The following is a 12,531-nucleotide window of genomic DNA, read 5'->3' as shown; positions in this document are numbered from 1 at the left end:
AAGAAGCTTTTAATTAAATTAATATATTGAACAAAAAGAGTTTTCAGTTAAGCATTTTAAATTAAATATGTCGATATACATAAAAAACTCAAAAAAGATTTGTCTAGCTTTAGTTACACAACAAAATATGTTTCTATAGCTTTAGCAATTATTTACTACTCAATTCAGGAAATATCATGGCGAATTTGCATGAAATTATTCAGTGGTGCGACCAAACCTTAAAAGCAGCAGAATTTAAAGATTACGCACCAAATGGCCTGCAAATTGAAGGTTCAACTGAAGTAAAACGTATCGTTTGTGCCGTTACTGCTTCCGAAGATGCGATTGATGCAGCTATTGCTCAGAATGCCGATCTATTACTCGTACATCATGGTTATTTTTGGAAAGGCGAACCGTACCCAATTACAGGAATGCGCGGTAACCGAATTAAAAAGCTGATTCAAAATAATATTTCACTCGTGGCTTACCACCTACCTTTAGATGCACATCCAAGTTTGGGTAACAATGTAGCCATTGCAGAAAAATTGGGCTTACACCATTTAGAACCACTTGATTTAGCCGAAAAGCATCCAATTGGTAATATTGGATATTTAGAGCAAGCGCTTTCCGTTGAAGAATTTAAAGCAAAATTACAAGATAGCTTTGATTTTAAAGTGATTCATTTACCAGCCGAGAAGAAAAGCATTCAAAAAGTAGGCTTTTGTACTGGCGGTGCTCAAGATTTTATTGCTAAAGCGGCTTTGCAAAATTGCGATGCTTATATTTCAGGCGAAGTCAGTGAACGAACTTTTTATGAAGCAAAAGAATTAGGAGTTCACTACTTTGCGTGTGGTCATCATGCAACTGAACGTTATGGAGTTCAACGTTTAGCACAAGCAATTTCAAAGCAGTTTGCAATTGAAACCGAATATTTTGAATTGAATAATCCGATTTAATTAAGTCTTTTTTTCAATCTGTGTTATGCGTATTAATTAGATCTTTATTGTGTATAGTTCTTTAAAACGATGCCCTATTGTGAACAGAATCATTTACAATAGAGCCACTTAATTGTATAACCCAGCAAATGCAAGGAATAGGAACATGACAACCATTACTTTACCTGCACTTCCATATGGCTATGATGATTTAGCGCCACATATTAGTAAAGAAACTTTAGAATACCATCACGATAAACACCACAATACCTATGTTGTTAACTTAAACAACTTAATCAAAGGGACTGACCTTGAAGGTAAAACTTTAGAAGAAATCATCAAAGCAACTGCTGGTGATGCATCTAAAGCTGGTATTTTCAATAACGCTGCTCAAGTTTGGAACCATACATTCTATTGGAATTCTATGAAACCAAATGGTGGTGGTAAGCCTACTGGCGCAATCGCTGCTAAAATTGAAGAAGCTTTTGGTAGCTACGAAAAATTTGCAGAAGAATTTGCTGCTGCTGCAACAACTCAATTCGGTTCAGGCTGGGCTTGGTTAGTTGCTGATGAAGTAAATGGTAAATTATCTATTACTAAAACTTCTAATGCAGACACGCCACTTGCACATGGTCAAATTGCTGTATTAACAATTGACGTATGGGAACATGCTTACTACATCGATTTCCGTAACTTACGTCCTAAATACATCGCAACTTTCTTAGAAAGCCTTGTGAACTGGGACTATGCGAATGCAAAACTTGCAGGCCAACCAGCTGGTGTAGAGAAATAATTTTATTTCTTTATAAAAAACCACCCTATTTTGGGTGGTTTTTTTATTTTTAGTACCTTAAAAGCATATTAATCAAGCAAACGATTCATTTTCTTTAATATTCTTATTGACGCTTTTAGATTTCATCCATAAAATGCGCATCAGATTCTCCAATAGCTCAGTCGGTAGAGCGACGGACTGTTAATCCGCAGGTCCCTGGTTCGAGCCCAGGTTGGAGAGCCATCTACTAATCTCCCATAGCTCAGTCGGTAGAGCGACGGACTGTTAATCCGCAGGTCCCTGGTTCGAGCCCAGGTGGGAGAGCCAAGATTCTAAAAGCCCGCATCTATTGCGGGCTTTTTCTTTTCTCATCATTTAATAATTTTCTATTATTGTTAATAAAATCAATGTTTCGAATATTTTTAAACCAAACGATTAGATATTCTCACTAATTCCATTTTTAAGACTTGACCCAGCCCCCTTTCCTGCCTAAAATCTTTTTCCAGATTCTCCAATAACTCAGTCGGTAGAGCGACGGACTGTTAATCCGCAGGTCCCTGGTTCGAGCCCAGGTTGGAGAGCCAAGATTCTTAAAAACCCACTCATCATGAGTGGGTTTTTATTTGTATGATGCCTTCACATGTTCGAATCGAGTCACTTATTTTTTATTGTTTTAGGTTGCATCAGCACCTGCATTTTTCTTGCTGTTTGTTTACGCCCTTATTTATTTCCAAAACAAAAATTCTTTGCTCGCCCTGTTATTACCAACTTTGAAACTCAAATGTTTATCCGCTTAAAACAAAGTTTTCCAAGTTATCATGTTTTAGCACAAGTGGCTTTTAGCGCTTTAATTACCAGTAAGGACTATAAAATTCGTAGTCAGTTCAACCGTAAAGTTACCGACTTCGTTGTGCTTAACGACAAGATGGAAGTAATTGCCATTATTGAGTTAGATGACCCTTCTCACCTTGAAAAAGCGGAAGAAGATCGTATTCGTGATCAAATGCTCACAGAAGCAGGTTACACTGTAAGACGCTATACAAACATTCCAAGTGTACGTCAGCTACAAAAGGATATTCATTAAAAAGCTAGTGCTATTTCTTTTCAGAATTTGCTGCTTCTTTCTCAGCTATTCTTTTTGCCATTTCTAGACGTTGCTGTTCATATTGTTTTTTAGTTTTAGCATCACTTTTTGCAGCCAAGAAAAGAATTCCAATAATCAGAAAAGGAATGAGTAAACCTAATCCCATTAATAACCAAGGAACAGATTTTTTTTCAACAGTTGGCTGGCTCATAAATGCTTCAAACTCAAATGGTATCGATTTCAGAATGTGTAACAATATAACAAAAAAAGGGCCCTCTTTAGGACCCTTTTAACTTGAATATTTTAAATACAAAAAATTATTGTGCTACTCCAGTACATTCTTGTTTTCCACTTGCATCAATTATCGATGGGTCTACAACAGCATTTGTCTTAGCAGGCATATTCTTTTGTATAAATTGATAGATATCAGCATTTTTACAAACAATGGCTTGGGTATGTGTCGCATTTTCTACTAGATCTAGTTTAATGTTAGGTGAACCCAAAGTTACCAGTCCAGCCACCATCATTTGAGTAATTGGATAAGGGACATTGGTATCAAGCTTACCTTGAGCAATATATACAGGTTTATCTAAACGTTTTGTACCAGGCTGACTTGCGAGTAGAAATTTCTGAACAGTCTCATTTGACTTAAAATTATTAGCATCAAGTCCAGGATAATCCATAACTTTTTTATCTGGGTTATCAGTCATAAATCTAATAATATCTTCTTTAAATTTATTAATTAGACTAAGACTCGGATCAGCACTATCTAAACACAGACCATTTTCTCCAGTACTTCCTTCTGCAAACTCAGCTAAAGGCTTTGTTCTTGTTTGAAATATATCTCTATATTCAAACCGTGGTTCATAGGCTTTAATACCAACACCAGTTAAAGCTGCATAAGCTAGCAGGGTAGCATAAGAGTCAATAGATACTCGTTTATCTAAAGCTACATTAGCATTAATTTCTTGCTGCTCAATTAATGCTAATGCATTTGGTGCCACATCAAGAATAATTGTACCCAAGCTCGATGCAGGTGCTCCCGCTACAGCACCTTTATAACTTGCATCTGTATTTGCATATTCAGCAGTACCTATAGATGCCTGACCTCCTTGTGACTGGCCTACAGACATCCAATCACCATTTAACTGAGTACCATAATGATCTTTTGCTGCTTTAACAGCGGCTAATGCTGATTTAGCTTCACTAGCTAAATTAAGATATGGATGGATTCCTTTTGTACCAAGACCTTCGTAATCTGGTGCCACAATCACATATCCAGCAGCTAATAATGTATCGGCTAAAATTTTGAAACGTGGATTAATCGTACTATTACTTGGCGCACAACTGTCCCCTACGCCTACAGTGCCGTGTTCCCATACCACTACGCGATAACCATCTTTAGGTTGAGCAATTTTAGGGAACATTACTAGTGCGGTTGCTTCTGCTGTTTTCCCTTGCACATTGACCATGTTATAGGTCATGACTTTTATAGATGAAGCACCCTCTAAACTATCCTTAGAATAGGCTTTTTCAGAAATATATGTTTTATCAGGGTTCACACCAGTATAGTCATCATCATCGTCATTACATGCTGTAAGAAATAATGCTGAAACTGATAATGTTATAGCTAAAGCAATTTTTGACCGTTTCATAAAATATCCTTTTTATGTTATGTGTTATTTATTCCGCATATTTTTATGCACAAATATTAAGACATAAAAAAAGTGCTCTGCATAGAACACTTTTCAACCTTACGGTCATTTTTACTATATGAAATTTAAAACTATTCCCAGAAAAATGATTAATCCAACCCAGCGATTGTGACGGAATGCCCAAAAACAGACTTGAGGGTTGCGGTCTTTGGTTTTAATTGTTTGATATATAAAATCGAATGCAACAACAATCAAAGCAATGATCGCCCATGGAAATAAAATATTTTCTAAATACAGTGCCGAACCAATCAAAACAAGACTGGTTGCTTGTAAAAGCGCAATAATCTGGATGTCATATCGACCAAAAAGAATTGCTGTAGATTTTACGCCAATTTTTAAATCGTATTCACGGTCAGTAATGGCATATTGAGTGTCATAAGCGACTGTCCAAGCTAGATTACCAAAATAAAGAAGCCAACACGTTATATCTAAAGGCTTACCCATCGCAGTAAATGACATTGGAATTCCCCAAGAAAATGCCATACCTAAAACCACTTGTGGTAAATGGGTATATCTTTTCATGAAGGGATATATAAATGCTAAAACTAATCCAGCTAGTGCACAATAGAATGTCGCTATAGGTAAAAAGAACAAAGTACAAGCGCTAGCAAATACTAGAGCTAAAAATACATATATTGCTTCTCTCGGACGAATTACCCCAGTTGCTAATGGACGTGTTTTAGTGCGTTCAACATGCGCATCTACTTTACGGTCCGCAAAGTCATTAATGGCACAACCAGCAGCACGCATAAAAATTGTACCTAAGACCATTGCCAAAAGAATATGCAATGGCGGCCTTCCTTCTGCAGCAACCCAAAGTGCCCACATGGTTGGCCAAAAAACCAGTTCTGTTCCAACTGGCTTATCAAATCGACATAGATAATAGTATGCTTCTAAACGCTGACGCCATGTGGTATCTGTTGCAGTCGTCATAGTAGTTCCTTGTCGTGCTGCTGATGTAGAAAAGCTTCAAAAGCTGGTAAGAATGTTTCTTGGACAATAAATTTACACCCATGCCAAGTATAGCAACTTTGTCGCGTCCACCCTTCTGGCAAACGAATGACACGGCGGTCACAAAATGGTGTCGTTCTTTGAAATAGAAAAAATCCAATCGGTGTAGAACCAATATGCTGAAATATGCGGGCTTTTTTTTGTAGGCTTAAAATAGGAAAAATACTTTTTGCTTTAACCCAAGGTTCTGCCTCACTGCCATATAAATAAGTCTCACGCACCCATGAGGTGTGAGTATGAGGCATATTCATCCATTGGCTATCTGCAAAAGTTAAACGCTGAAAGTGTTCTTTAAAAGGTTTTACACTGAACTGACCACCACCAAGATCAGTCAATTGTTGAGTCAGAGAACCGGACGCATACAACCATTTTTTCAACTCAGGATTTAAAGTCTTTTCCTGTTTAAGTACTGGTTGCCGTTTACGCATAATCTGCTCACATGAAAACTCGCACTTAGTTTAACCCAATTTTTTGATAAAAAACGTAGAGAATTCAATCAACATTCCAAGCAATAAAAAAGCCTGCATAAGCAGGCTTTTTTATGAAAATAAGTATTACAAGCTGTAGTACATATCAAACTCAACTGGGTGAGTAGTCGTGTTAAGACGACGTACATCTTCAGTTTTAAGTTCGATGTATGCATCAAGCATTTCTTTAGTGAACACGCCGCCTTTTAACAAGAATTCGTGATCTGCTTGAAGTGCTTCAAGAGCCATATCTAAGCTATGAGCAACTGTTGGGATTTTCGCTTCTTCTTCTGGAGGAAGATCATACAAGTTCTTATCAGCAGCTTCGCCCGGATGGATCTTGTTTTGGATACCGTCGATACCAGCCATTAACAATGCAGCGAAACCTAAGTACGGGTTCATCATTGGGTCTGGGAAACGAGCTTCGATACGCTTACCTTTAGGGCTAGAAACGTATGGAATACGGATAGACGCAGAGCGGTTACGTGCTGAGTAAGCAAGCATGATTGGCGCTTCGAAATGAGGAACCAAACGCTTGTATGAGTTTGTAGATGGGTTTGTGATCGCATTCAATGCACGAGCGTGCTTGATGACACCACCGATGAAGTACAATGCCATTTCAGAAAGGCCTGCATATTCATCACCAGCAAACAAGTTCTTGCCATCTTTAGAGATAGACATATGAACATGCATACCTGAACCATTATCGCCTACCATTGGTTTAGGCATAAAGGTTGCAGTTTTTGCATATTGGTGCGCAACGTTCCAAACAGCATATTTGAATTGTTGAACTTCGTCAGCTTTACGTACAAGAGTATTGAAGCTCACACCAATTTCTAATTGGCAAGAAGCAACTTCGTGGTGGTGTACTTCTACACGACCAGGGCCCATGATGTCTTCGATTTTCGCACACATTTCTGCACGCATATCTTGTGAAGAATCAACTGGAGGAACTGGGAAGTAACCGCCTTTAACACGTGGACGGTGACCAGAGTTACCAGACTCGTAATCTTTACCAGTAGACCAAGCAGCTTCTTCAGCGATCAATGTATGACGAGCGCCAGACATATCGATGTCCCACTTCACTTCATCAAATACAAAGAATTCTGGTTCTGGACCAAAGAATGCAGTATCACCGATACCTGTAGATTTTAAGTATTCTTCTGCACGGCGAGCAATCGAACGTGGGTCACGCTCATAACCTTGACCAGTTGAAGGTTCAATAACGTCACAAGTCACAACTACAGTTGGTTCAGCAAAGAACGGGTCAACAAAACCAGTTTCTGCATCTGGACGTAAAATCATGTCAGATGCTTCAATGCCTTTCCAACCAGCGATTGAAGAACCATCAAACATTTTACCGTCTTCAAAAGTATCTTCATCAATAGAATCAGCTGGGTAAGTTACGTGCTGTTCTTTACCCTTAGTATCAGTAAAGCGAAAATCGACCCATTTTGCGCCACTTTCTTGTATGAGTTGAAGGACCTTGTTCGCCATGCTCATTTTGCTCCAATGAAATTTTGTTGCACTTGTTAAGTGCGTGTTAATTGCTGGTATTTATAAAGCAAATCTCATACCAACTTTATAAGACTTACCTAAAACATTGAATTGCTTATAACTATCCATGATTTAGGTCCCTTGTCTTGAACCCATTATACTGTTTGCATAGTTAAATGCACCATATTCAGACATTTTCAAATTATGGCATACAAGAATAGCTCACAATCGCCCTAATTTAGTGCAAAATTGTTGCGCTAATATGAATCATCGCATCAATTTCTAACAGTAATTCATGATCATAATACTTTCTTATATAGCAAGCTGGCATTCTTATTACAATGAATAAAAAATAATAAACGATGATTTATGAAATTCTAACTCTTAGATGAGAACTCTACATCTAATTATGCCTTTGCCAAAAAGGCTTCAATTTAAATATTACCTTGAAAAGTAATTTTGAAAAAAATTAAAAAAGTCGTCTTTTGCGTTACAGCTCACCCATTAAAATACTGAGGTTTTCTGAAATTCTTTTTCTTTTTTACAACACTTCTATTTTTAAGGCTCGTTAAAAACAACTTAATTCTTATTTTCCTTATGGAGCTCTCTGCTATGAGGCATAGTTTTGATCAGCTTTGGTGCGTAATAGTCTAATAGCTTAGCTTTTCACAATATAGTTTTTCACTTTTCCATTTTTTACCATTTGTTATATACCTTTTTTATACATGACCAACTTGCTTTTCAATTTAAAAAAAACTATAAAATAAAACATAACTTTTTTTTATAATTAAACAAACTAAAAGTTTGGTTTATTTAACTACAAATATGTTCAAAGGATTTGAAATGAAGCATGAACTCGAACAATGCGACACAGCTTTTTTCGGCCATCCAAAACCCTTAAAAACTTTATTTTTTACTGAACTGTGGGAACGGTTTTCTTACTATGGAATTCGTCCCTTATTGGTTCTTTACATGGTTGCGATGGTCAATGATGGTGGTTTAGGGCTTGATCGTCCTACCGCAGCAGCAATTGTTGGGTTATTTGCTGGCTCTATGTATTTAATGACCGTTTTAGGCGGTTGGATTGCCGATAACTGGTTAGGCCAAGCAAGATCTGTCTGGTATGGTTCCATCATTATTGCATTAGGTCATTTATCGATTGCACTTACTCCTATCTTTGATCAATTCTTTTTTTATTTCGGTTTAGTCCTTATTGTTATTGGGTCGGGGTTATTTAAAACCTGTATTTCAGTAATTGTCGGAACATTATATAAAGCCCAAGATAATAGACGTGATGCCGGCTTCTCTATTTTTTATATAGGAATTAATATGGGGTCGTTTATTGCCCCACTTATTACAGGTATATTGGCTCGTGATCATGGCTGGCATCTGGGTTTTGGTATAGGTGGCCTTGGGATGTTGGTTGCTTTACTCATTTTCCGTGCATTAGCGATTCCACAGCTACAGTCTTTCAATCAATTGCGCCAACAAGCTGATAATTGGAATAAACCTGTAATAGAAAATAAAAATGCCCCAAAAATTGCTTTCTCATTTTTATTAAGTGTTGCAGTGGTTATTGCTCTTACCTTCTTTGGCGTAATTCATATCAACCCAGTTGCGGTAGCAACTTACTTAACAGTGGGAATAGGTATTGGCATTATCGCTTATTTTGCATATTTGTTATTTTTCCTTGGTTTAGAACAACATGAAAAATTTAAAATTATTATCTGTTTTGTCTTATTAGCAACCTCTGCTCTATTTTGGTCTGCCTTTGAGCAAAAACCAACATCTTTTAATCTGTTTGCTCAAGATTATACGGACCGTAATGTTTTCGGATTTGAAATTCCGGGAGTATGGTTTCAATCAATTAATGCGCTTTTTATTATTATTTTTGCCCCAATTGCAGCATGGCTTTGGGCGAGACTAGGTAAGTCAAATAAAGACCCAAGTTATATCACTAAATTTATTATTGCACTTTTACTAGCAGCAGGTGGCTTTCTACTTATGTCATTTGCAAGCCGTTTCGCCATTGCTGGTGGATTAGTTTCGCCATTTTGGTTAGTAGGTACTATATTTCTGCTTACCCTAGGCGAACTTTGCTTAAGCCCAATTGGTTTATCTACCATGACTAAACTTGCCCCCGATGTTATACGCGGTCAAATTATGGGTCTGTGGTTTACTGGCTCAGCTTTAGGTAATCTGATAGCAGGGTTGATTGGAGGACATGTATCGGCAGATGGCATTAATCACTTACCTACCCTCTTTATGAGATGTGTTTTGGCACTAGTAATTGGTGCAATCGTGTTATTTTTATTAAAGAAACCTATTTATAGATTAATGAATAAAAGTACTAGTAAAGTTCAACCTGACTTGGAAACCATATGACCAATTTAACTGTTCAAGAAAAGCTAGAGAAACTTCGTGAACTCATGCTTAACCAGCATGTTGATGCGTTAGTCGTCATGAGTGCCGATCCGCATATGTCAGAATATTTACCAGATTACTGGAAAGCAAGACAATGGCTTAGTGGCTTTAGCGGTTCTGTTGGTACGCTGGTCGTGACTCAAAACTTTGCAGGTCTATGGGCGGATGGTCGCTATTGGGTACAAGCCGAACAACAACTTGTCGGGACTGGATTTGAACTTCAAAAATTGACCAGTGATGAATCATCAACACATCTAGCTTGGATTGCACAAAACTTAACAGTAGGATCCGTCATTGCAGTAAATGGACATACCTTATCCATTCAACAATTTAAGGCACTCGAACATACTGCAAGACTTAACAACTATAAACTCGAAACTCAACAAGATTTAATTGGAGCCATCTGGTCTGATCGCCCAGAACTTCCATCAAATAAAATTCATTTAATGCCTGAAGGTTTAAACGCCCTCTCTCGTAAAGAGAAAATTCAGAATATTCTTGAAAATTTACACAGCAAGAATATTGCGGGTCATTTCATTTCATCTTTAGACGATATTGCATGGATCTTAAATGCACGTGGACAAGATGTAGAATACAACCCTGTATTCCTTTCACATTTATATGTCAGTGCAAAACAAACTATTCTTTTTATTGATTCTGAAAAAGTTGATGTAAGCATTCAGCAAGCCTTTAAAGCTGATGGTATTGAAATTCGTAACTATGAAGATACAGCAACATTTTTAGCGAATATTTCTGATGCCTCTATACTTTTAGATCCTGCCAAAGTATCGATTTATCATGAACAAGCCATCGCAAAAGATATTCAGGTTGTATACGACATTAACCCGAGTACGCTTTTTAAATCGCGTAAGCATGAAAGTGAAATAGCCCATATCCGTCATGCAATGGTTAAAGATGGGGTTGCCCTTTGCCACTTTTTCCACTGGCTAGAAAAAGCACTTCATCATCGTGAAAACATTTCAGAACTGACGATTGATGAAAAAATTACAGCTTTCCGTGCTCAGCAAGATGGGTTTATAGGGCCAAGTTTTTCTACAATTGCTGGCTTTAATGCCAATGGCGCTCTACCCCATTACCGTGCAACTGAGGAGCACTATTCATTTATTGAAGGTGATGGATTATTGCTGATTGACTCAGGTGGGCAATATGTAAATGGAACAACAGATATTACTCGTGTAGTTCCTGTGGGCACGCCAACGCAACCACAAAAACGTGACTATACCTTAGTTTTAAAGTGTCATATTGCTTTGGCAAAAACGATTTATCCAGAAGGTTTAGCTGCACCGCTACTCGATTCAATTTGCCGCCATACCTTATGGCAACATGGTTTAGATTATCGCCATGGAACAGGACACGGCGTAGGCTTTGCTCTTAACGTTCATGAAGGACCGCAAGTGCTTTCTTATTATGCGCCTGTTCATGCTTACAGCAAACTACGCGCGGGAATGATCCTTTCCAATGAACCGGGCTTATACCATGAGGGACAATACGGTATTCGCATTGAAAATCTGGTTGCAAACCGTCTTCACTCTGGGTTTGACAAAACTTATGGTGAGTTTTTGGAGTTTGAAACACTTACGCTTTGTCCAATCCATTTGGACTGTATCCTTGTTGAGATGCTTAACAATGAAGAGAAAGACTGGCTAAATGCTTATCACCAAATGGTTCAAGAAAGACTAGCTGAACATTTATCTGGAGAGGTTCTAGACTGGCTGATTTACAACACTCGTGCGATTTAATCTGCTTTTCTAACTAAGGCAGAATACTTTTTAGTTCTAATGAAAAAGCCGATTCTGCCCTAATTGCACATATCTCTGTTTCTTAACAGATCTAATATCAATTTAAAGCTGACTTTTTTAGCAAATTTCTAATGAATGAAATAGTTAAACTGGTCACTTCATTTTTTGTTATATTAGCCGCTTAGAAAGTGGCTTTTTATTTTTTAATCAAGAAGTTCTTTCTATAAAGTGAGTATTAATGTGAGTAACTACTCTAGTCACTTATTAAATATATATTAATTATTATGAGGTTAAGTTCATCATGCTTCTAATGATCGACAATTACGACTCTTTTACCTACAACATCGTCCAGTACTTTGGCGAGTTGGATCAGGAAGTAAAAGTTGTTCGCAATGATCAAGTCACATTAGAGGATATTGAACGATGGCAACCTAAATATCTGGTTATTGGTCCTGGCCCATGCTCTCCAAGTGAAGCAGGTATTTCTATTCCGGCAATTAATCACTTTGCCGGAAAAATTCCTTTGCTTGGCGTGTGTTTAGGGCATCAAAGTATTGGGCAAGCTTTTGGCGGAAACATTGTAAGAGCCAAAACGGTGATGCACGGACGTTTATCTGATATGTACCATAGCAATAAAGGTATTTTCAGTAATCTCCCTAGCCCATTCTCGGCAACTCGTTATCACTCATTGGTCATAGATCAGCAAACGCTGCCTGATTGCCTTGAAGTAACGTGCTGGACCAATGAAGCAGATGGCTCAATTGAAGAAATCATGGGTGTTAAACATAAGACATTGCCTGTTGAAGGTGTGCAGTTCCATCCAGAATCAATCTTGAGCCAACATGGTCATCAAATCTTTAAAAACTTTTTAGATATTTATGCATAAG

Annotated in this window: 11 protein-coding genes and 3 tRNA genes; 9 read left to right on the top strand and 5 right to left on the bottom strand. The window is 37.7% G+C overall.

Annotated features, from left to right (window positions below):
* The first annotated feature begins 176 nt into the window (after positions 1 to 176).
* From F936_RS06425 to F936_RS06400, 6 genes are all read left to right on the top strand, one after another.
* Complete coding sequence (locus F936_RS06425) at positions 177 to 935, top strand: Nif3-like dinuclear metal center hexameric protein (protein WP_005046045.1); 759 nt, start codon at positions 177 to 179, stop codon at positions 933 to 935.
* 145 nt (positions 936 to 1,080) lie between these two features.
* Positions 1,081 to 1,707 (top strand): superoxide dismutase, encoded by a 627-nt coding sequence (locus F936_RS06420; RefSeq protein WP_003650584.1) that lies wholly within the window; start codon positions 1,081 to 1,083, stop codon positions 1,705 to 1,707.
* Between the two features lie 146 nt (positions 1,708 to 1,853).
* Positions 1,854 to 1,929 (top strand) — tRNA-Asn (locus tag F936_RS06415).
* Between the two features lie 8 nt (positions 1,930 to 1,937).
* Positions 1,938 to 2,013, top strand: a tRNA-Asn gene (locus tag F936_RS06410).
* 181 nt (positions 2,014 to 2,194) lie between these two features.
* Positions 2,195 to 2,270 (top strand) — tRNA-Asn (locus F936_RS06405).
* A gap of 56 nt (positions 2,271 to 2,326) precedes the next feature.
* Positions 2,327 to 2,770, top strand: a complete 444-nt coding sequence (locus tag F936_RS06400) for a DUF2726 domain-containing protein (protein WP_005046043.1) — start codon at positions 2,327 to 2,329, stop codon at positions 2,768 to 2,770.
* A 10-nt stretch (positions 2,771 to 2,780) separates the two neighbouring features.
* Here the strand turns inward: F936_RS06400 and F936_RS06395 are convergent, their stop codons facing one another.
* The 5 genes from F936_RS06395 to glnA all read right to left on the bottom strand — a co-directional run bounded on the left by F936_RS06395 (position 2,781) and on the right by glnA (position 7,466).
* Entirely contained in the window at positions 2,781 to 2,981 is a 201-nt protein-coding gene (locus tag F936_RS06395; RefSeq protein ID WP_004643520.1) for a hypothetical protein, read from the bottom strand.
* Positions 2,982 to 3,087: 106 nt separating this feature from the next.
* A complete protein-coding gene (locus tag F936_RS06390) occupies positions 3,088 to 4,425 on the bottom strand; it encodes an alpha/beta hydrolase family protein (RefSeq protein ID WP_005046041.1) in 1,338 nt (445 codons plus the stop codon).
* Between the two features lie 114 nt (positions 4,426 to 4,539).
* Entirely contained in the window at positions 4,540 to 5,418 is an 879-nt protein-coding gene (ubiA, locus tag F936_RS06385) for a 4-hydroxybenzoate octaprenyltransferase (protein ID WP_005046039.1), read from the bottom strand.
* Entirely contained in the window at positions 5,415 to 5,924 is a 510-nt protein-coding gene (locus tag F936_RS06380) for a chorismate--pyruvate lyase family protein (protein ID WP_005046037.1), read from the bottom strand. Before F936_RS06380 ends, ubiA begins: the two co-directional genes overlap by 4 nt.
* 126 nt (positions 5,925 to 6,050) lie before the next feature.
* Positions 6,051 to 7,466 carry a type I glutamate--ammonia ligase gene (gene glnA, locus F936_RS06375; protein ID WP_003650573.1) on the bottom strand — a complete coding sequence of 472 codons (1,416 nt, stop codon included), beginning with the start codon at positions 7,464 to 7,466 and terminating at the stop codon, positions 6,051 to 6,053.
* Between the two features lie 819 nt (positions 7,467 to 8,285).
* Here glnA and F936_RS06370 point away from each other — a divergent pair.
* From F936_RS06370 to F936_RS06360, 3 genes are all read left to right on the top strand, one after another.
* Positions 8,286 to 9,845 (top strand): peptide MFS transporter, encoded by a 1,560-nt coding sequence (locus F936_RS06370; protein ID WP_080631697.1) that lies wholly within the window; start codon positions 8,286 to 8,288, stop codon positions 9,843 to 9,845.
* A complete protein-coding gene (locus tag F936_RS06365) occupies positions 9,842 to 11,644 on the top strand; it encodes an aminopeptidase P family protein (RefSeq protein WP_005046033.1) in 1,803 nt (600 codons plus the stop codon). Before F936_RS06370 ends, F936_RS06365 begins: the two co-directional genes overlap by 4 nt.
* 301 nt (positions 11,645 to 11,945) lie before the next feature.
* A complete protein-coding gene (locus tag F936_RS06360; RefSeq protein WP_005046030.1) occupies positions 11,946 to 12,530 on the top strand; it encodes an anthranilate synthase component II in 585 nt (194 codons plus the stop codon).
* Position 12,531 lies beyond the last annotated feature (1 nt).

The organism is Acinetobacter calcoaceticus DSM 30006 = CIP 81.8 (assembly GCF_000368965.1).
Lineage (GTDB): Bacteria > Pseudomonadota > Gammaproteobacteria > Pseudomonadales > Moraxellaceae > Acinetobacter > Acinetobacter calcoaceticus.
This window is presented reverse-complemented; position numbering and strand designations above follow the sequence as displayed.